We start from the raw sequence: 18,881 nt of genomic DNA on the forward strand, positions 1-18,881 counted from the left end.
AGGCGTCTGACAGGCGGGCGTATGACGGCCGGACGTCTGACAGGTGGGCGTCTCACGGCCGGGCGCCCTTGTACCGGGTGTGCGGCCTGGTCGTCTACCCGGTGACGGGTGGTTCAGCGGGCCGCGGGCTGCGGGCTCGAGGACTCCTGCTGGGCCGCGGCGGCCCGGCGCTGCAGGGCGGCGATGATCCCGGCGGGGTCCACCGTGCCGTAACCGTAGTCGTAGTCGAACCCGACCTCGCTGCGGTCCTCGGCGGTGCGGCGCAGCAGGGCGCGGAGCTGGGCGGGTGAGAGCCGGGAGGACGGCCAGCGGGTGCGGATCGCGGCGACGAGCCCGGCGGCGACGGGCGTCGCGGCCGAGGTGCCGGAGTCCGGGCTGTCCGGGCCGAGCGCCCTGGAACCGGCGAAGTGGGTGTAGGCGCACACGTCCGGCTTGCGGGCGCTCAACCGGCCAGGCCCCTGCGAGGAGTAGCCGACCCGGTGGCCGTTGACGTCGATCCCGCCGATCGACAGCGCGCGGGGGTGGGAGTTGGCGCCGGTGATGGGCCGGTCGGGGTAGGCGCATCGGCGGTCCATGCAGTCGCGCCCGCAGTTGCCCGCCGCGAACAGCACGTCGGCCCCCGCCTGGTCGAGGCTGGCGACCATGAGGTTGAACGGGTGCGCCGCGTTGTCGGAGTAGTTGCCCGGATGGCCCACGGGGAAGTCCCACTCGGGGGAGAACGACCCCCACGAGTTGGTGATCACGAGCGCCCTGGTCTCGGCGGGCTGACCGGCGAGGATCGTGCGCAGGTGGGCGAAGGCGGCGACCGCGTCGGACAGCAGCCCGTCGAGCGCCGAGCCGCCGGGCCGGGTGGAGCGCAGCAGCGGGATGTCGATGAGCGACGCCTGCGGGGCGCCGATGAGCACGTCGAAGGCGCACATCGTGCCGTGGTCGACCTCGGCGTGGCCGGGCCGGCCGGGCACCCCGGCCGGGCTCCAGCTCAGCGCGGCGTCGAGGGTGACGTCCCGGCCGAGCTGCCTGGCCACGTGGGCGGTGTTGATGCCGGTGTCGAGCACGGCGACCGGCACGCCGGCGCCGTGCAGCCCCTCGGCGTGCAGGCCGGGCACGTTGAGCAGCCGCTCCACGTCGTGCCAGGTGCCCACGGAGGCGTCGCCGCCGCAGGTGAGCGTGGTCTCCACGACGGGGTCGGCGAAGACGCCGACGACGTCGGGGCGCAGTGCGGGCAGCAGCGTCATCCGGGCGGTGATCTCGTCGTCGGAGATGGTGCCGCGGACCAGGACGGAGGCGTCCTCGGGGGACAGTGAGAAGTTGAGCGGCTGGTTGAGCGAGAGCGGGTCGCCACCGCCGCCGGCGGGCACCGGCCGGGGCAGGGCGACGGGGACGAAGGCGCTGTCGAGCTCGACTCCGGGCAGGCCGTCGGCGACATCGGCGGAGGTGGCGGTCATGCCGGGGTCGGCGACCGCCGCGACCAGATCGGGGGAGGGGCGAAGCTGGATGAGGACCCGCATGATTGACCACCGAGCGACTATGGGGGAAAGAACCTTCCCCACATTCCTCCATTCCAGCCCGCCGCGTCCAGCGCCACTTAAGGCATTTGACCTGCTAAAACGTCACAAATTCCGGCGATTTCCACAGTAATTATTTCTCGGCGTCCCCGGCTTTCTTGACCTTGCGGGCCGGGGCGTCGCTCAATACGGTGAGTCATCATGACGCTCCAGGAGCAGAAGGCGGTCGGCGGCGGCACGAGCTCGCACTGGCTGGCGGTGCGCCCCCGATTGATCCTCGCCAGTGCCTTCATGCTCTTCCTCGAGCTCGCGCTGATCAGGTGGACCGGATCCAACATCGTCCATCTGAGTTATTTCACCAATTTCGTGCTGCTCGGCTCATTCCTCGGCATCGGACTCGGATTCCTGCGCGTCGGCAGATCCACGCGGCAGCCCTATTACTCGCCGGTCGTGCTGTTCGGCCTCGTGCTCGTCGTGCTCACGTTCCCCGTGACGGTGGACCGCTCCTCCGAGGACGTCCTCTACTGGACCAGCCTCGGCACCACCGGCCCGCCCGCCTGGCTGATCCTGCCGGTGATCTTCTGCGCGGCGGCCGTGGTGCTCATGGGGCCCGCCGAGCTGGTCGGCCGGTGCTTCCCCGAGCTGCCCCGGCTGGAGGCCTACCGCTACGACCTGATCGGCAGCCTCACCGGCATCGCCGCCTTCACCGCGCTGTCCTTCCTCAGCGCGCCGCCCGTCTTCTGGGGGCTGATCGCCGCCCTCGCCTACGGGCTGCTGCTGGTGCCCCGGCCGCGCGTGCCGTACCTCGCGCTGGTGACCCTGCCCTCGCTCGCCGTCGTCGGCCTGCTGCTGGCCGAGACGCTCACCGCGGGCGCGATCTGGTCGCCCTACTACAAGGTCACCACCAGGGCGCTGGAGATCCTCGGCGTGCCGGTGACCGACATCTCGGTCAACGGCATCCCGCACCAGCAGGCCGCGCCCGCCGCCGCCCGCCTGCAGTGGGAGGGCCAGTACGGCCTGCCGTACGAACGGGCCGTGGCGGCCCCGCAGGACGTGCTGATCGTGGGCGCGGGCAGCGGCACCGACGTGGCCATCGCGCTGTCCAAGGGCGCCCGCCGGGTCGACGCCGTCGAGATCGATCCCAAACTGCGCGAGCTCGGCGGCTCGGAGCACCCCGACCGGCCGTACGACGACCCTCGCGTCACCACCCACGTCACCGACGGGCGCGCCTTCCTGGAGCGCACCGACCGCCGCTACGACCTCATCCTGTTCGCGCTGCCCGACTCGCTCACCCTGGTGTCCGGAGCCAGCTCGCTGCGGCTGGAGAGCTACCTGTTCACCCCGGAGGCCATGCGGGCCGCCCGCGAGCACCTCAAGCCCGGCGGCGCCTTCTCGATGTACAACTACTACCGCGAGAGCTGGCTCGTCGACCGGCTCGCCGGCACGGTGCAGAGCGCGTTCGGGCACAAGCCGTGCGTGGACGTGGTCAGCGTCAGCGGCCAGCAGGCCGTCATCACGGCGGGCGCGACCCCCGCGGCCCAGCGCTGCGCCGGCCCGTGGGCGGGCGCGGCCGCCGGGACCCCGCCGCCCGCCGGTGACGACCGCCCCTTCCTCTACCTGAAGGACCGCACGATCCCGGCGATCTACCTCATCACCCTGGGCCTGATCCTGCTGGTCAGCCTGCTGGCCGTGCGCATGGTCGCCGGCCCCTACCGCCGGATGCGGCCCTACGCCGACCTGTTCCTGCTCGGGGTGGCGTTCCTGCTGCTGGAGACCAAGAGCGTCACCGGCTTCGCGCTGTTGTTCGGCACCACCTGGGTGGTCAACGCGATCGTCTTCGCCGGGGTGCTCGTGGCGGTGCTCGCCGCCGTGGAGGTGACCCGCCGCTGGCGCACCCCGCCGCTGCCCGCGATGTACGGCGTGCTGTTCGCGGGCCTGGTGCTGGCCTGGCTGGTGCCCAACGCGTGGCTGCTGTCGCTCCCGCTGCCGCTGCGCGCGGTGGTGGCCGTCACGGTCGCGTTCCTGCCGATCTTCGCGGCCAACGTGGTGTTCGCCAAGCGGTTCGCCGACTCGGCGGACGCCACCACGTCCTTCGGCGCCAACCTGCTGGGCGCGATGGTGGGCGGCTGCCTGGAGTATCTCGCGCTCGTGATCGGCTATCAGGCGCTGCTCATCGTGGCGGCCCTGCTTTACCTCGGCGCGTTCGCCCTGTTGCCCAGACGAGCCCTCGCCTGAAGCCCGCGCTGGACGGGGTTTGCCGGGTCGCATCCTGCTTGACCTGGCCTTTTGGGAATGTTGGCGGTAGTGTCGCCGTTGTAAACATCTGAGCGCCTGAGTCCGGCCCGGCGGTTTTCCTCCCGGTTAACGAGTGACCATGGCGACTCCCGTCCAGCACCTCCTCCGCAGTGTGGCCCGTGTGCCCCGCCGAGGTGCTCCGCTGTAGCCCTTCGCGAGCGTACGGCCGCGTGCCGTACCCGCGATGCCTCATATCCCAGGAGGAATCCGCATGACCATCTCCAGCACCCTGCGCACATTCCGAGCGGGCGCGCTGCTGGCCATGGCCACCGCCGTGGCGGCCGTAGGCTTCTCCGGCCCCGCGCAGGCAGACGACTTCACCTACGGTCAGGACGTCTCCAACTACCAGCCCCAGCACGACTGGGCCACCAGCGGCGCCGACTTCGGCATCGTCAAGGCCACCGAGGGTCTGGACTTCAAGGACCCGACCTTCGCCCGCCACTGGAAAGAGCTGGACAAGAACAAGGTCGCGCGTGGCGCCTACCACTTCGGCCATCCGGCCAACGACCCCGTCGTCGAGGCCGACTACTTCCTGGCGGCCGTGAACGGCCAGCAGGGCAAGCCCGGCGACCTGCTCGCCCTCGACCTGGAGACCAGCGACGGCCAGTCCACCGCCCACGTCAACGCCTGGGCCAAGAAGTGGCTGGAGCGCGTCACCGCCAAGACCGGCGTCAAGCCGCTGTTCTACAGCAGCCAGGCCTTCGCCGACCAGTACGGCCACGGCCTCGGCCAGTATCCCCTCTGGCTCGCCAACTACGGCAAGGCCAAGGGCACGGTCACCCCGCCGGCCGACTGGAAGTCCTGGGCCATCCACCAGTACTCCGACAACCCCGTGGACCAGAACGTGTCCGCGCTGACCATCAAGGACCTGCGCGCCCTGGGCCGCCCGGCGGTGTGATCCGGCGGCCTCGGGCCCGCGGAGTGATCCGGCGGCCTCAGGCCCGCCATGACCGGCCCAGGGGCGGACGCCGGGTCCGCTCCTGGGCCTGCTGCTTCCTTCCTCAGAGGCCGCAGGCTTCGTTGAGTGAGGTGGCGCCGGCCTTCTGCGTCTTGCGGGTGGGCGTCGCCGTCGGCCTGGCGGCCGCCGTCCCCGGTGGCGTCGCGGTGGCCGTCGGGACGCCGGGGGAGGCGGCCACGTCGGCGGTCCGCGCCCGGCGGGCCGGCTTCAGGGAGTCCTGGATCGCCTTGGCCGACGCCTTGCGGATCTTGACCCAGTCGGGGTTGCCCGGCCAGTAGTCAGGGGGCACGAACTGCAGGCTGGTGATCTTCGCGTCCTTGACCTTGAGCGCCAGGGGGACCAGGGGCTCGAGGAGTTCCTGCGGGATGTTGGTCTGCGCCAGCCTCTTGGTCGCCCTGGCGAGGTTGCTGAAGTTCCGCAGAATCACATCCGGCGTGGCCTGCTGCGCGAACGCGGCGATGACGCAGCGCTGGCGGCTCATCCGGTTGAAGTCGTCGCTCTCCACGCGGGACCGGCCGTACCACAGGGTCTCCTCGCCGGACAGTCGCTGGGTGCCCGCCTTGATGGTGCCCGCGGTGCCGTAGTGGCCGCCCCACTTGATGTCCCGCTCGACGCGGATCTTCAGACCGCCGATCGCGTCCACCAGGTCGGCGAAGCCGTACATGTTCACCATGGCGTAATAGTCGATCTTGAGGCCGAGGGTGTGGCCGATGGCGTCCATGAGCGCTCGCGGGCCCTTGTTCTTGCCGCCGGCGAGGTCCGGGTGGTCGGTGGCGTACTGCCACACCTCGTTGAGCAGGCCGCCCTGCGGCAGTTCCGCCATGAAGCCGTTGGGGAACTGCTTGCGCAGCGGTGAGGACGGGGGGAAGTGCACATGCTGCAGGTTGCGCGGCAGGCTGTACAGCACGGTGGCGCCGGTCGCGAGGTCCACGCTGGCCACGTTCATGCTGTCGGTGCGCACGCCGGTGCGGTTGCCCGCCGCGTCACCGCCGATCAGCAGGAAGTTCACCCGATTCTTGCCGTTCCAGGGGTCATCTTCCTTGATCGGCGCGATGTCCGGGTCGTCCGCGGCGCTGCGGAAGATGTTCTGCATCGCGTCACTGCCCGCCTGCACGGTGGTGGCCGCCAAGGCGAACGGCGCCATCACCGCCACGCACACCACGCCCACCACGATGCCGGAGACGATCTGACCTTGCTGGTTCAGCCTGTTGGGGCCGAGCGCGATGTAGGAGGAGAGCACCAGCGCGAACCAGCAGAGCGCACCCAGCACCGCGAGGACCGTCACCGTGGTGTGCACGCTGCTGCGCACGTAGATGCCCACGTTGTCCAGGGTGGACAGCACGAACGCCAGCGCGCCGAGCAGCACCACCGCGTAGATGCCGATGAGGATCAGGCCGGTACGGCGATGCCCGGCCCGCAGATGGGCGGTGCCGGGCACGACTATCGACAGCAGGGTCCAGCCGAGTATCGCGCCGGCGTTGGCCGGTCCGGCGGATCTGGACGCGCTCTTTCCGTCGCCGACCTTCTTGCCCTTGCCGAGGCCGGCGGCGGGCCTCTGGCCGGAGCCGGAGGGCTGCTTGGCGGAGCCGGGGGCCTGCTTGGCTGGGCCGGGGGCCTGCTTGGCGGAGCCGGAGGGCTGCTTGGCGGAGCCGGAGGGCTGCGGGCCGTCCTCCGCGGAGGACGGCTGACGGCTGGTAGGGCGCGGACGGCGAGGGGGACGGCGTTTCCTACCGCCGGGCACGGTGTTATCCCCGTCGCGCTTGCTCACACTGGCTCCTTCGCACGCCCACCAGGCAGAACCCAAAGGTTTGCCCCCGTTTGACAGCAAGATTGCCAGGATTCTAGTCCCCATATATGGACATCAGAGACATGTACCCAAGCTGAGATGAACACCAGGTTGCCATTAGGACGTCGTGGAGGAGGCCGCCATCCAGGTGTTGCACTGATATGCCTGGCTCTTCAGCCAGCCCTGCCGGAACCACCTGTTGTTGTTCGTCCGCGAGCCATGGTCACGGGGAAAACCGGGGTAATCGCCCACCTGGCTGTAGAACCAGAACAAATTGCCGCGGTTGGCCGAGGTGACCGGATAAGTGCCGGCCACCGACCTCATCCACATGCCGCCGAAGCAGGTGGCCTGCAACTCCATGCGCCTGTTGAGCGCCAGCTTGCCGCTCCGGCTCGACGAGTCGATCGTCTGCGCCCACCACGAGTCCATCAGCCCGGTCACGTTCTGCACGTGGTGGCCGTACTCGTGGGCCATCATGCTGATGATGCCGCCGTGCCAGGAGATGATCTGGCCGTACCCACGGGCGTTGCCGTTGCCCTTGGCCATGGCCGTGGTGGAGGCGTAGATGGTGTTGTTGCGCGGGCAGTAGTAGGGCACCATGCTCCCCGCCGCCGGATAGTCGCCGCAGGCGCCCCTGCCGCGCCCGGCGACGATCGCGTAGTTCGGCGGGCTGAACGGGATGCCCTGCTTGCGCAGGATCTGCCCCCAGGCGTTGCCCATGCACCTGCCGGTCCTGAGGATGAGCGACTTGAGCTGGCTGTGGCTGTGGATGCTCACGTTGCCCGCCTGGCAGCGCAGCCTCGGCAGCGCGCCCGCCCGGTAGACGGTGTTGTTCTTCAGGCTCCTGTTGACCGTGACCTGAACCGGCGAGTCGTCCTGGCTCCGCGTCGGGCTGGGCTCGGGGGTGGACTCCGGGGTGGACTCGGGGCTGGGGTCAGAGCTGGAGTCGGTGGTCGGCCTCGCGCTCGGGTCCCGGTCCGGCCGCCGCGTCGGCTCGTCGTACGGCGACAGCGTCGGGATCGCGATCGGCGTCGTCGTCCGTGACTCCTGGGCACCGTCGATCATCGCCGCGCCGACGACGATCAGCACGAACAGCGCCGCCATCGAGCCGAACACGGTGCCGAGGATGGCCCCTGCCCCCATGCCCGGCTTCTTCCTCGGCGGCTGCGGCCACTGCCCGTACGGCCCCCGCCCCGGTGGCGGCGGAGGGGGCGGAGGCGGCGGCTGCTGCCACTGCGGCGGCGGGGGAGGGGGTGGGTAGGGCCGGCCTTGCGGAGGCGGGTAGGGGCTCCCCTGCGGGGGCTGCTGCGGGTACGGGTTCCCCGGCGGCGGCCCCTGCGGGTACGGATTCCCGTGCGGCGGCCCCTGCGGGTGCGGGTTCCCCGGCGGTGGCCCCTGCGGGTACGGATTCTCCTGCGGGTACGGATTTCCCTGCGGTGGGTAAGGATTGGCCGGCGCGTTGGGTGGGTACGGGTTGTTCGGCGGACGCCCGCCCGGTGCTTCGCCGTACCCCGGTGGGGGCCAAGGGCGCGAGGGTGGCCGCTGGGGCTGTCCTGGCCCCTGAGGCGCGGGAGGGTACTGCCCGTTGCCTGTCACCGTGTCGCCCCTTAATGCGGTTTGTCCCCTAATGGGTGGCCAAGTGAGTCACTCATCGAAACTTTGCCAAATTTGGGGCAGAAGCATACTCATTTATCACCCGTCACGGATGTAGCAGTGCTCGGTTACAGTCCGAAATCATTCGAGGTGATCTCCGCTATGTCCCCCACCGCGCGGCGGGCGTTGTCCTAGCTTCTTTGACATGAACCTCCAGCAGCTCCGCTATGTGGTCGCGACTGCGGAGCACCGCACCATGACCGACGCGGCCAGGTCGCTTTACATCGCACAACCTGCGCTTTCGCGTGCGATCCGGGATCTGGAGCGAGAGCTGGGCATGACGCTCTTCGCTCGCTCCGGGCGCGGTGTAGTGGTGACCGCACACGGCCGCCGGGTGGTGAAGCTGGCCAGGGAGGCGCTCGACGCGGTCCGCGAGATAGAGGGCCTGGCCCACCACGGCGGTCCCGCCGGGGAAGCCGAGCTTCGCATCGCCTCCACGCCCAGCCTCGAACCCGGCCTCGCAGGGCGGCTTCTGCCCGCCTACACCGCCGAGCACCCCGGCGTCCGCGTGCACATCGTGCGCTGCGACGGCCGTGATGCCGTGGTCAGTGCCATCAGGGACCAGCGGGCCGATCTCGGCCTGACGGACCTGCCGGTGCCCGGCGACCTCGTCACCCATCCCCTCGAACGCCAGGAGATCGTGCTGATCTCCCCTCCCGCCCTCGAACTGCCCAACCCCGTCCCGATGTGCCGTCTCGACGGCATGCGGCTGGCCCTGCCCGCGCGGGGCAGCGTCCGTCGCAGGGAACTGGAGGCGATGTTCGGCAAGTACGCGGTCAACCCCGTCGTGGTGCTCGAAACCGACGAGCGCAACGGCTGGCTGAACGCCGTACGCGCGGGCCAGGCCTCACTGCTCTGGTACCGCGGCATGGCCGAGCAGGCCGGCCGGGCCGGTCTGGTGGTCCGTTCGCTCGAACCCGCCGTGCGGCGCGTCATCGCCGTGGTGCACGCGCGCCGCCGCCTCCCGCTGATCGCCCAGGACTTCCTGGCGACGGCCGAGAAGGGCACCGCCGCCTAGCGCGGTCGATCGCCGGATCCCGCACCGGTCACCCGCGGGGCAGCCACACCACCACGCGCAGCCCGGGGGAGGCGTCCTCCAGGTGCACCGTGCCGCCGTGCGCGCGCACGGTCTCACGGACGATCGCCAGCCCGAGCCCCGCGCCGCCCTCGTCGCGGCCGCGGCCGGAGTCGAGCCTGGTGAAGCGGTTGAACACCCGCTCCCGATCCTCCTCGGGTACACCGGGGCCGTCGTCGGTCACCGTCAGCGTGCCGTCGCCGGTCAGCGCCACCTCGATCGTCGACGTGGCGTGCCGGACGGCATTGTCGATCAGGTTGGTCAGCACGCGGCTCAGGTCGAGCGCGTCGCCGCTGACCACCAGCGGCTCGCAGGCGGTCAGCCGCACGTCACCGTAACGGTCGGCGATCTGCCGGGTCACCTGGTCGAGGTCGACGGGCTCCGTCCGGGCGGGCACCCCGCCGCGCTCGTCCAGCCGGGCGAGCGCGAGCAGGTCCTCGGCGAGCTTGGACAGCCGCATGGTGTCCTCCAGGACGCCTTCGGCCGTCTCGCGCCAGTCCTGGCCCTCGGGGTGCCCGAGGGCCACCTCGAGCTGCAGGCGGATGCTGGCCAGCGGGCTGCGCAGCTCGTGCGAGGCGTCGGAGACCAGCGCGCGCTGGCGCTGCTCGGCCTCCTCCAGCCTGGCCAGCATGTCGTTGAGCGTGGTGGCCAGCGAGTGCACCTCGTCCTTCGACTCGGGCACCGGCAGCCTGCGGGACCTGGCGGTGTGCGTGATCTCGGCGGCGCCGCGGCGCAGCGCGGTGATCGGGCGCAGCGTCCTGCCGATGATCACCCAGCTCGCCGCGGCCAGCAGCACGATCAGCAGCGGCGTGCCGATCAGCAGCACCCGGCCGGCCGTGGCCAGGCTCATCTGGATCTCCGCGACCGGCCTGGCCGCGATCACGGTCTGGCCGCGGTCGGCCCGCACCACGACCACGCGCAGCGGCCCGGGGATCGCGTACGGCCGGCCGTCCAGGAAGGTGGCCTCGCCGCCCTCGCGCAGCACCCGCTCCCGGGCGGCCGCGGCCAGCAGCGGCACCAGCCGGTCGGCTCCGTAGGTGACATGCGTGATGCGCCCGCCGGCGTCCACGACCTGCACGATGGTGCCGTCGTTGGTGGTGATCGGGGTCGTCAGCGTGCCCGCGTCGGCGTGCACGCGCACGGTCTGGGCCTGTTGCCTGGTCGACTCGTCGACGGTGTCGATCAGCGCCCGGTCCAGCACGGTGACCAGCACCGACGCCGAGACGGCCAGCGCCAGGGCGAGCACCGCCGCGGCCACCACGGTCAGCCGGAAGCGCAGCCCCTGGCGCCGCCACCAGGCCAGCGGGCTGTCAGCCACCGTCACCGGCCAGCCGGTAGCCCGCGCCGCGGACGGTCTGCAGGGCGTTCCTGCCGAACGGGCCGTCGATCTTGCGGCGCAGATAGCCGACGTAGACCTCCACCACGTTCGGATCGGTGTCGAAGGTGTCCCACACGTGCTCCAGGATCTCCGCCTTGGACACCACCTCGTCGCGCCTGCGCATCAGGAACTCCAGCAGCGCGAACTCCCGGGGGGTCAGCTCGATCGCCGTCTCGCCGCGCAGCACCCGGCGCCGCGCGGGGTCCAGCGACAGGTCCCCGGCGCCCAGCACGGCGGGCCGCCGCCCCGAGTCGCGCCGCAGCAGCGCGCGCAGCCTGGCCACCAGCACCACGTAGGAGAACGGCTTGGTCAGGTAGTCGTCGGCGCCCAGATCCAGGCCGTCGGCCATGTCGTACTCGCCGTCCTTGGCCGACAGCATGAGGATCGGCACCCAGTTCTCCTCCGCGCGCAACTGCTTGCACACGTTGTAGCCCGAGAGCCTGGGCAGCATGATGTCCAGCACCACCACGTCGTACTCGCCGTGCCTGGCCTCGTGCAGCCCCTGTTCGCCGTCGTGGGCGAGGTCCACGGCGAAGCCCTCGGCCTGCAGCCCCCGCTGGAGCGCGGCGGCCATCCGCCGCTCGTCCTCGACGACAAGTACTCTCATGTGGCGATTCTCCCGTCCTCCTCCTGAGACCTCGCTGAGAAGGCTGAGAGCGGCCTCAGGCTGTCTCAGGTCTGCCTAAGGATGCATGACGCAGGCTGCACGTATCGACATACCGTTAAGGAGTGAGATGCGTAAAGGCACGTTCATGAGGTGGGGAGTGCCGATCGCGGCCGCCGCCGTGATCGGGGGCGCGCTGGGCGCCGGTCCGGTCATCGCCGCGGTCAGTGGCGATCCCGTGCTGCCGGAGCGTTCGGCCCAGCAGTTGCTGGCCGACGCCGCGGCGGCGACCGGCAAGTCGGAGGGTCCGCCGCCGATGTCCGGCACCGTCCAGCAGACGGCGTCGCTCGGCCTGCCCGCGCTGCCGCAGACGGGCGGCAGCTCGCCGCTCGCCCTGCTGTCGGGGTCGCACGAGGTGAAGGTCTGGTACGGCGGGCAGGACAAGGTACGGGTGGCGATGCCCACGCAGCTGGCCGAGACCAATCTGATCGTCAACGGCGACCAGGCTTGGTACTGGGACAGCAGCAGCAACACCGCCACCCGGGTCAAGCTCCCGCAGGGCGGCGAGCGGCCGGGCAGCCTGGCCACGCACCGCCCCGAGGACCTCACGCCGCAGGCGGCGGCGGAGAAGATGCTGGCCCAGGTCGGCGAGCACACGGTGATCAGCGTGTCCAACACCGCCGAGGTGGCGGGCCGCCCGGCCTACCAGCTCGTCCTCAAGCCGAAGGCCGAGGGCTCGCTGGTGCAGGAGGTGCGCCTGGCCCTCGACGGCGAGAACTACATGCCGCTGCGGGTCCAGGTGTTCGCCAAGGGCTCGGCGGAGCCGGCCTTCCAGATCGGTTACACCCAGGTGACCTTCACCCCGCCCGCCGCCGAGAACTTCACCTTCACCCCGCCCGCCGGGGCGAAGGTGGAGGAGCAGGACTTCGCCGCGCACAAGCGGGAGATGGGCGGCGAGCAGCAGGAGCGGGCGAAGGAGGCGGCGCGGGACGTCAAGGTCGTCGGTGAGGGCTGGACGAGCGTCGCGGTGCTGCCCGGGTCGCTGAGCGACCTGACCGGCAAGAAGGCCGACGGCGCGACCCCCGGCGGCGAGGAGTCCCGGTTCGGCGGCCGGGACGGGGCCGACCCCGCCGCGCTGCTCGACAGTGTGCTGAAGTCCGCCACCCCGGTGAGCGGCGAGTGGGGCTCGGGCAAGCTGATCACGACCAAGCTGGCCACCGCCCTGCTGACCGACGACGGCCGGCTCCTGGTCGGCGCGGTCACCCCGGAGGAGATCACCAAAGCGGCGGGCGTGAAGTGACGACCGTCACCATGGAAGCGGGGGCGCCCATCGGGGCGTCCCCGCCCTCCGCCGCCATCGTCACCAGCGGCCTGACGAAGCGGTTCCGCGGCGGTCAGGTGGCCGTGGACGCGCTCGACCTGACCGTCCCGCGCGGATCCGTCTTCGGTTTCCTGGGCCCGAACGGCTCCGGCAAGACCACCACGATCCGCATGCTGCTCGGCCTGGTCGCCCCCACCGAGGGCGAGTGCTCGCTGCTCGGCCTGTCCAGGGCCGAGGCGCTGCCGAGGGTCGGGGCGCTGGTCGAGGGGCCCGCCTTCTACCCGTACCTGTCCGGTGAGGCCAACCTGCGGCGCTTCGACGCCGCCGACCCCACCGCGCCCGCCGGCACCGCCAGGCAGCGGATCGGGCAGGCGCTGGACCGGGTGGGGCTCAGCGCGGCCGCCGGCAAGCGCTACCGCAACTACTCGCTCGGCATGCGCCAGCGGCTGGCCATCGCCGCCGCCCTGCTCGGCCCGCGCGAGCTGCTCATCCTGGACGAGCCGACCAACGGGCTCGACCCGCAGGGCACCCGCGAGGTGCGCGCGCTGGTCAAGGAGATCGCCGCCGCGGGCACCACGGTCTTCGTCTCCTCGCACCTGCTGGCCGAGGTCGAGCAGATGTGCACGCACGCCGCCATCATGCGCACCGGCCAGCTGGTCGCGCAGGGGACCATGGCCTCGCTCAGCGGCGGCCGGGCCACCCGGGTCAGGATCGACACCCCCGACGCCGCCGAGGCCGCGCGGGTGCTCACCGGGCTCGGCCTGGCGGACGTGCGGGTCGGCGACGACGTGAGCGCCACCCTGGAGGGGCACGCGCCGGAGAAGGTCAACGCCGCCCTCGTGGGCGAGGGGGTCGCCGTACGCGGGTTCGCGGTCGTACGGCCGAGCCTGGAGGACGTGTTCGTGGGATTGACGGGAGAGGGTTTCGATGTCGACGGCTGAGAGCACCGAGGCGCGGACCCGGCGGACGCCCGGACTGGTGCCCGTGGCGGAGACGCTGAGCAGCGCCGAGCGCCGCCCGGCCGAGCCGGTCCCGCCGTTGCCGCCCGCCCGCAGGCCGTGGGCGTTCTGGCGGCTGCTCGGCTCGGAGCTGGAGCTGACCTTCAAGCGCCCCCGCAACCTGGCGATGCTGGCCGTGGTGGCCTGTGTGCCGGTCATCGTCGGCATCACGCTGTGGATCGTCGCGGGGGACGAGGCGATGGGCGGGCTGGTCGCCGACGTGGCGGGCAACAGCCTGATGCTGACGTTCGCCTCGTTCTCGTTCCTGGTGCTGCTGCTGATGCCGATCACCGTCAGCGTGGTGGCGGGCGACTCGATCGCGGGGGAGGCCGGCGCCGGCACGCTGCGCTACCTGCTGGCCGCGCCCGCCGGGCGCACCCGGCTGCTGGCCGTCAAATACCTGAACGCGGTCGTGTACGGCTACGCCGTCACGGCGGTCGTCGCGCTGTCGGCGCTGGTCACGGGGCTGATCCTGTTCCCGGCCGGGCCGATGACGCTGCTGTCCGGCAGCACCGTCAGCATGGCGGAAGGCCTGACGCGGATCCTCATCAGCGTCGGCTACGTCGGCGCCGGCATGGCCGCGCTGGCCGCGGTCGCGATGGCCCTGTCGGTGTTCACCGAGGTGCCCATCGGCGCCATCGCGGGCACCATGGTGCTGGTCATCGTCTGCCAGGTGCTGCGGGCGATCCCCCAGCTCAGCGCCCTGGAGCCCTACCTGCTGCCGAGCCGGTTCACCAGCTTCGACGCGGTGCTGCGCAGTCCGATCGACACCGGCGCGCTGATGAGCGGCCTGGTGACCTTCGGCGCCTACATCACCTTGTCGCTCACCATCGCCTGGGCGCACTTCTCCGGCAAGGACATCACCGCGTAGACCCCAGCGAGCCAGGCCGCCGAGCGGGGGCTGAGCGCCCGTACGGGAACCGTCCCGCACGGGCGTTCAAGGCCAGGCCGGCGCGTCGGAGGTGTCAGGCGGGGCGGCGGCGCAGGGCGAGGACGGCGACCACGATGCCGATGACGCCGACGGCGAGTCCCGCGCCGCCCAGCAGGCGGGCGGTGCCGTCCGAGGCGGCCGCGCTCGCGGCCGGAGCCACGGAGGGGGCGGCAGCGGGGGCGGAGGCGGCGGTGGTGGCCGTGGCCACGGCCTTCTCACCGGCCGCCGGGGTGAGCTTGAGGACCGGCGCCGGATGCTCGGCCTCGGTGCCGTCGGTCTTGGGCGCGTCGGCCCAGTCGACCACCTCGCCGCCGGAGTAGGTCTGCTTGGTCGGGAAGACGAGCTTGTCGACGCCGGTGGGCAGCTTGCCCATGGAGACCTCGAACTCCTGGAACTGGCCCTTGCCGATCTCGCCGCCGGACCAGACGACCTTGGTGACGGCCTCGGTGAGCTCGCCGTACTCGGTGGTGACCGGCTTGGGCAGCTTGCCTTCGGTGACCTTGACGTCCCAGCCGGGCACCGGCTTGACCGAGACGAAGGCCAGCGGGTGGTCGGCGGGGAAGGACACCTCGACCTTGACCGTCTTGGCGTCGTCGCGCTCGTTCGGCACCCGGAAGGCGACCTTGCTGAAGCCGCCCTGCTCGGCGGTGCCCGGGTTGATCGTGACGTGGGCCAGCGCGGGGAGCGCGAGGCCGAGGGTGAGGGCGGTGCTGGCGGCGAGCACGGTGGCCGCGCGGCGCATCAGGGACATACGAAACTCCACTTGGGTGATCCGGGGGGAAGGAAAGGTGTCAGACGCTCAGGCGGGCAGCGGAGGACCGCGCCTGGCGACGGAGTGACGGAGGAGCGAGCCGACGGGCACGGCGCGTACGCGCACGATCGGCGCGGCCGGCCGGGTCGACGGGGGGCCGCCCGGGCGCGGCAGCAGGGTGAGCCGGCCGCCGAGGCGGCGCAGCATCGCCCACAGCGCGGCCTCGCCGCGCGCCAGCCAGCAGCCGGTGACGAGCGTGGCGGTCAGGTGGGCCAGCAGCATGCCGAGCGCGTCGCCCAGCCCCTGGCCGTGCAGGTGCGCGACGACGTAGCCGCTGCCGTCACCGCCGCCGAACAGCTCGTGCAGGCCGAGCTGGCCCACGACGAGGGCGGTGTTGATGACCGAGGTCGGCCGCTCCCTGCGGGACAGCGCCAGGGCGAGCGCGAGCACCAGGGCCAGGCCCAGCGCGGCCGTCCAGGGGCCGGGTCCGACGCCGCCGCCGAGCCAGTGCGCCAGGGCGGCGAGCGTCACGCAGACGGCGGCGAAGGCCGCCGTCCTGGCGAGTCTGAGTGGCAGGTACGCGTGCATGGGTGTGCCACATGGTCTCACGGGAAGGGCATCGGCGAAGCTCAGACCGCGCAATGCTGGGTGATATAGGGCGTTTGTCGCTAAGGTCAGTGCCGACCACGTTGACATAGAGGTGAGAACGTTGCGGCACTTAGCTGGTTTGCTCATCGGAGTTGTCGTGACCGCGGCCGTACTGGGAGGCGGGGGCTGGGCCGTACAGCAGTCCCTGACCGGCGCCCAGGGCAATCCGGCGGGCGGGCAGCAGCTGTGGATCGCGCTCGGCGCGATGGCCGCGGTGGGCCTGGTCGTGGGGTTGGTGGTGGCGGGCAGGGTGTCGCCGCTGGCCACGTTCGTTCCCTCGATGGTGCTGCTCGCCTGGACCATCGTCTACGCGCTGGACATGAACCGGGCGCTGACCCTCGTCCCGGACCAGCCGACGATGCACGAGATCGTCAGGCAGGCCGCCGCCGGCTCCAGGACCCTGCTCTCCAGCGGGGTCTACGCCCTGCTCGGTGTGGCCCTGTTCATCCCCGTGCTGATGCCCTCGCGCTGGTCGCGCGGTGACGACGACGAGGAGGACGAGTACGAGCAGGCCTCCGACGAGAGCGGCTACTACTGACCTTCACCGCTCGCTCGTGTACAGGTGCGTGACCACCTCCTCGATGGTCGCGTGACCGGGCGCCGAGGCCATCAGCTCCTCCAGCGTGCCGTCGAAGGCCAGCCGCCCGTGGTCGATCAGCATCACCCGCCGGCACAGGCGCTCGATGTCGCCCAGGTCGTGCGTGGTCAGCAGCACGGTGGTGCCCCGTTCGGCGTTGAGCCGGGCCAGGAACGCCCGGATGCTCGCTTTGCTGACGACGTCCAGCCCGATCGTGGGCTCGTCGAGCACCAGCACGTCCGGGTCGTGCAGCAGCGCGGCGGTCAGGTCGCCGCGCATCCGCTGCCCCAGGCTCAGCTGGCGCACCGGCGTGCGCAGGAACGCGCCCAGGTCCAGCGTCTCGGCCAGCTCCGCCAGCCGGGCGTCGAACACCTTGCGATCTACTTTGTAAAGGAGCCGGATCAGGTCGAAGCTGTCCCGGAGCGGCAGATCCCACCACAGCGTGGTGCGCTGCCCGAAGACCACGCCGATGCGCCGGGCCAGCGTCGTGCGCCTGCGCGAGGGGTCCAGCCCGGCCACCCGCACCGTGCCCGAGCTCGGGGTCAGGATGCCGCACAGCATCTTGATCGTGGTGGACTTGCCGGCCCCGTTGGGCCCGAGGTAGCCGACGAACTCTCCCGGCGCGATGCTGAACGACAGATCCTGTACGGCGTGCACGGTGGCGCGCTTCACCTTGAAGGTACGGCCCGCGCGGTCGAGCTCGATCATGTCAACTCCCCGTGGATCGATAGCGGCGAATGCCCTGCCGCCAGGCGAGCCCGGCCAGCAGGGCGAGGACCAGGGCCGCGGCGGGCCCGAGGAAACGCATGAAGCCCGGCGTCCCGAACGGGTCGTCCCGGCCCAGCACGTACAGGCCCGGCTGCCAGTTGATGAAGGCCAGCGGCAGCACGTACGTCGCGCCGCGCACCAGGTCGCGGCCGTAGACGTTCAGCGGATACTGGGTGAGCTGCTGGCTGCCGTAGGTGAAGGCGCTGGTCACCTCCGGCGCGTCGGTCAGCAGGAACTGCAGCGCGCCGGCCAGCGTCCAGAGCGCGGTGAAGATGACGATCCCGGTGCCGACCATGACGGGGATCATCCAGAGCCGCCGCCCGTCGAGGTCCAGCGCCCCGAGCGCGTAGCCGAGCACGGCCCCGGCCAGCACGACGCGGCCGAACCGGGCGGGGACGAACCGGTCGGTGGCGATCTGGATCCAGGGGCTCACCGGCCGGATCAGGAACGTGTCCATGGTGCCGGCCTTGATGTGCTGGCTGATCCGGTCGAGGTTGCTGACGAACAGGTCGCAGAGGGTGAAGGCGAGGTTGGCCGCGCCGTACAGGAAGAGCACCTCGTCGCGGGAGAAGCCGCCGAGCGTGGTGGTGTTGGCGAAGACCACCAGGATCACCGCGAGGTCCAGCGCGCCGGTGACGCAGCCGAACACGACCAGGAGCCAGAACGAGGCCGGATAGGCGGCGGCGGCGCGGGTCCACGTCCAGGCCAGCAGGAGATACGTCCTAACCACCCTGGATCACCACCTTGTAGCGGATCGCCCGGGTGGCCGCCGCGCCGAGGCCGATCAGCGTCGCGGCCCAGAACGCCTGGAGGGCCAGGGTGTCCAGGAGGGGCGCCTTGCCGAGGTAGAGGTCGGCGGGCGCCTGGACCATGGCCGCCCAGGGCAGCGCCCTGGCCAGCTCGCCCAGCCACCCGGGGAAGATCGTCAGGGGCAGCATCATGCCGCTGAAGAACGTGGTGAGCACCATGGACACCACGCTGACGCCGCGGTCGTCGACCAGCCAGCAGACCGACAGCGCCACCAGATAGCGCCAGCCGAAGCTGGTCAGCACGGCGAGCAGGAGACCGGCGAGGAACCCCGCCCACCGCGTCACGCCGGTGGGCGTCACGATGCCGAACAGGACCGCGCCGAGCAGCATCGGCGGCAGGCCGCGGGCGAGGAGGAGGAAGGCGGCCCTGCCCAGGTCCTCGGCCAGCGACCAGAGCTGCAGCGGGGCGGGCCGGACGAGGTCGAGGGCGATGTCGCCGCTGCGGATGCGCTCGGGGATGGTCAGGCCGCCGCCGAAGAGCTGCATGGGCGCGATGAGCGCCTGGGTGATGAAGCAGAAGGTGATGGCGTCGGCGACGTCGTAGCCGGCCAGGCCGGGCCTGGCCTGCCACAGCGCGATGAGGATGTAGGCGCGCAGGATGCCGAACACGCTGTTGGTGAAGGCCCCGGCGAGCGCTCCGGCGAGGTAGGTGGCATGTTTGCGGAAGCCGTACCGGACGAGCTGGGCGTAGAGCGAGATGGTGTGCGGCCTCCGTTCTGTACGGGCATGGTCACCGACCGTGTCCGGGCCCGTGCACGGGCGTGCTGGAAAAGGCAGCCTGGGATTATCCGGGGTCCGGCGGGTGGGGCGCAACGTATATGACG

At 71.3% G+C, this 18,881-nt stretch carries 17 protein-coding genes; 7 read left to right on the forward strand and 10 right to left on the reverse strand.

Annotated elements, in window-relative coordinates:
• Nucleotides 1-113 precede the first annotated feature (113 nt).
• Nucleotides 114-1,508: a S8 family serine peptidase gene (locus IEY87_RS44050; protein WP_189144867.1), complete on the reverse strand. Its 1,395-nt coding sequence runs from the start codon at nucleotides 1,506-1,508 to the stop codon at nucleotides 114-116.
• A 198-nt stretch (nucleotides 1,509-1,706) separates the two neighbouring features.
• Here IEY87_RS44050 and IEY87_RS44055 point away from each other — a divergent pair, with 198 nt between their 5' ends.
• Together IEY87_RS44055 and IEY87_RS44060 are read left to right on the forward strand one after the other, a co-directional pair.
• Complete coding sequence (locus IEY87_RS44055; RefSeq protein WP_189144868.1) at nucleotides 1,707-3,740, forward strand: spermine/spermidine synthase domain-containing protein; 2,034 nt, start codon at nucleotides 1,707-1,709, stop codon at nucleotides 3,738-3,740.
• A gap of 271 nt (nucleotides 3,741-4,011) precedes the next feature.
• Nucleotides 4,012-4,698: a glycoside hydrolase family 25 protein gene (locus IEY87_RS44060; RefSeq protein WP_189144869.1), complete on the forward strand. Its 687-nt coding sequence runs from the start codon at nucleotides 4,012-4,014 to the stop codon at nucleotides 4,696-4,698.
• A 103-nt stretch (nucleotides 4,699-4,801) separates the two neighbouring features.
• Here IEY87_RS44060 and IEY87_RS44065 read toward each other — a convergent pair whose 3' ends face one another.
• Together IEY87_RS44065 and IEY87_RS44070 are read right to left on the reverse strand one after the other, a co-directional pair.
• Nucleotides 4,802-6,526, reverse strand: coding sequence for an LCP family protein (locus IEY87_RS44065; RefSeq protein WP_225278241.1), 1,725 nt, complete (start codon nucleotides 6,524-6,526; stop codon nucleotides 4,802-4,804).
• Nucleotides 6,527-6,661: 135 nt separating this feature from the next.
• Nucleotides 6,662-7,687 (reverse strand): neutral zinc metallopeptidase, encoded by a 1,026-nt coding sequence (locus tag IEY87_RS44070; protein ID WP_189144871.1) that lies wholly within the window; start codon nucleotides 7,685-7,687, stop codon nucleotides 6,662-6,664.
• Between the two features lie 655 nt (nucleotides 7,688-8,342).
• Here IEY87_RS44070 and IEY87_RS44075 point away from each other — a divergent pair.
• Nucleotides 8,343-9,215 carry a LysR family transcriptional regulator gene (locus IEY87_RS44075; RefSeq protein WP_189144872.1) on the forward strand — a complete coding sequence of 291 codons (873 nt, stop codon included), beginning with the start codon at nucleotides 8,343-8,345 and terminating at the stop codon, nucleotides 9,213-9,215.
• Nucleotides 9,216-9,243: 28 nt separating this feature from the next.
• Here the strand turns inward: IEY87_RS44075 and IEY87_RS44080 are convergent, their stop codons facing one another.
• Together IEY87_RS44080 and IEY87_RS44085 are read right to left on the reverse strand one after the other, a co-directional pair.
• Nucleotides 9,244-10,596: a sensor histidine kinase gene (locus tag IEY87_RS44080; protein WP_189144873.1), complete on the reverse strand. Its 1,353-nt coding sequence runs from the start codon at nucleotides 10,594-10,596 to the stop codon at nucleotides 9,244-9,246.
• Nucleotides 10,583-11,257: a response regulator transcription factor gene (locus tag IEY87_RS44085; RefSeq protein WP_189144874.1), complete on the reverse strand. Its 675-nt coding sequence runs from the start codon at nucleotides 11,255-11,257 to the stop codon at nucleotides 10,583-10,585. The genes IEY87_RS44080 and IEY87_RS44085 overlap by 14 nt, the downstream gene beginning before the upstream one ends.
• 127 nt (nucleotides 11,258-11,384) lie before the next feature.
• Between IEY87_RS44085 and IEY87_RS44090 the strand changes: the two genes are divergently transcribed.
• From IEY87_RS44090 to IEY87_RS44100, 3 genes are read left to right on the forward strand one after another with little or no spacing between them, the layout of a single operon-like run.
• Nucleotides 11,385-12,554, forward strand: a complete 1,170-nt coding sequence (locus tag IEY87_RS44090; protein ID WP_189144875.1) for a LolA family protein — start codon at nucleotides 11,385-11,387, stop codon at nucleotides 12,552-12,554.
• Nucleotides 12,551-13,516, forward strand: coding sequence for an ABC transporter ATP-binding protein (locus IEY87_RS44095; protein WP_225278242.1), 966 nt, complete (start codon nucleotides 12,551-12,553; stop codon nucleotides 13,514-13,516). Before IEY87_RS44090 ends, IEY87_RS44095 begins: the two co-directional genes overlap by 4 nt.
• The gene (locus IEY87_RS44100; RefSeq protein ID WP_189144876.1) at nucleotides 13,503-14,444 is read left to right on the forward strand and encodes an ABC transporter permease; all 942 of its coding nucleotides are present in this window, start codon (nucleotides 13,503-13,505) and stop codon (nucleotides 14,442-14,444) included. The genes IEY87_RS44095 and IEY87_RS44100 overlap by 14 nt, the downstream gene beginning before the upstream one ends.
• 94 nt (nucleotides 14,445-14,538) lie before the next feature.
• Here IEY87_RS44100 and IEY87_RS44105 read toward each other — a convergent pair whose 3' ends face one another.
• Entirely contained in the window at nucleotides 14,539-15,255 is a 717-nt protein-coding gene (locus IEY87_RS44105; RefSeq protein WP_189144877.1) for a YcnI family copper-binding membrane protein, read from the reverse strand.
• A gap of 48 nt (nucleotides 15,256-15,303) precedes the next feature.
• A complete protein-coding gene (locus IEY87_RS44110) occupies nucleotides 15,304-15,843 on the reverse strand; it encodes an MFS transporter (RefSeq protein ID WP_189144878.1) in 540 nt (179 codons plus the stop codon).
• Between the two features lie 157 nt (nucleotides 15,844-16,000).
• Here IEY87_RS44110 and IEY87_RS44115 point away from each other — a divergent pair, with 157 nt between their 5' ends.
• The gene (locus IEY87_RS44115; RefSeq protein WP_225278243.1) at nucleotides 16,001-16,441 is read left to right on the forward strand and encodes a hypothetical protein; all 441 of its coding nucleotides are present in this window, start codon (nucleotides 16,001-16,003) and stop codon (nucleotides 16,439-16,441) included.
• Between the two features lie 3 nt (nucleotides 16,442-16,444).
• On the opposite strand, the gene IEY87_RS44120 is transcribed toward IEY87_RS44115, so the two are convergent.
• Genes IEY87_RS44120 through IEY87_RS44130 form a run of 3 tightly spaced genes read right to left on the reverse strand, consistent with a single transcriptional unit; the run spans nucleotide 16,445 to nucleotide 18,870 of the window.
• The gene (locus tag IEY87_RS44120; RefSeq protein ID WP_189144880.1) at nucleotides 16,445-17,188 is read right to left on the reverse strand and encodes an ABC transporter ATP-binding protein; all 744 of its coding nucleotides are present in this window, start codon (nucleotides 17,186-17,188) and stop codon (nucleotides 16,445-16,447) included.
• A gap of 1 nt (nucleotide 17,189) precedes the next feature.
• Nucleotides 17,190-17,978: an ABC transporter permease gene (locus IEY87_RS44125; RefSeq protein WP_189144881.1), complete on the reverse strand. Its 789-nt coding sequence runs from the start codon at nucleotides 17,976-17,978 to the stop codon at nucleotides 17,190-17,192.
• The gene (locus IEY87_RS44130) at nucleotides 17,971-18,870 is read right to left on the reverse strand and encodes an ABC transporter permease (RefSeq protein ID WP_225278244.1); all 900 of its coding nucleotides are present in this window, start codon (nucleotides 18,868-18,870) and stop codon (nucleotides 17,971-17,973) included. Before IEY87_RS44130 ends, IEY87_RS44125 begins: the two co-directional genes overlap by 8 nt.
• Nucleotides 18,871-18,881: the final 11 nt, after the last annotated feature.

The sequence above is a fragment of the Nonomuraea glycinis genome (assembly GCF_014646515.1).
In the GTDB taxonomy this organism is placed as follows: domain Bacteria; phylum Actinomycetota; class Actinomycetes; order Streptosporangiales; family Streptosporangiaceae; genus Nonomuraea; species Nonomuraea glycinis.

Bases quoted from the DNA above. Each gene is read 5' to 3' on its own strand.
- IEY87_RS44075 (WP_189144872.1), top strand. From the start codon at position 8,343: ATGAACCTCCAGCAGCTCCGCTATGTGGTCGCGACTGCGGAGCACCGC.
- IEY87_RS44105 (WP_189144877.1), bottom strand. From the start codon at position 15,255: ATGTCCCTGATGCGCCGCGCGGCCACCGTGCTCGCCGCCAGCACCGCC.
- IEY87_RS44090 (WP_189144875.1), top strand. From the start codon at position 11,385: ATGCGTAAAGGCACGTTCATGAGGTGGGGAGTGCCGATCGCGGCCGCC.
- IEY87_RS44100 (WP_189144876.1), top strand. From the start codon at position 13,503: ATGTCGACGGCTGAGAGCACCGAGGCGCGGACCCGGCGGACGCCCGGA.
- IEY87_RS44120 (WP_189144880.1), bottom strand. From the start codon at position 17,188: ATGATCGAGCTCGACCGCGCGGGCCGTACCTTCAAGGTGAAGCGCGCC.
- IEY87_RS44070 (WP_189144871.1), bottom strand. From the start codon at position 7,687: ATGGGGGCAGGGGCCATCCTCGGCACCGTGTTCGGCTCGATGGCGGCG.
- IEY87_RS44110 (WP_189144878.1), bottom strand. From the start codon at position 15,843: ATGCACGCGTACCTGCCACTCAGACTCGCCAGGACGGCGGCCTTCGCC.
- IEY87_RS44085 (WP_189144874.1), bottom strand. From the start codon at position 11,257: ATGAGAGTACTTGTCGTCGAGGACGAGCGGCGGATGGCCGCCGCGCTC.
- IEY87_RS44060 (WP_189144869.1), top strand. From the start codon at position 4,012: ATGACCATCTCCAGCACCCTGCGCACATTCCGAGCGGGCGCGCTGCTG.
- IEY87_RS44050 (WP_189144867.1), bottom strand. From the start codon at position 1,508: ATGCGGGTCCTCATCCAGCTTCGCCCCTCCCCCGATCTGGTCGCGGCG.
- IEY87_RS44055 (WP_189144868.1), top strand. From the start codon at position 1,707: ATGACGCTCCAGGAGCAGAAGGCGGTCGGCGGCGGCACGAGCTCGCAC.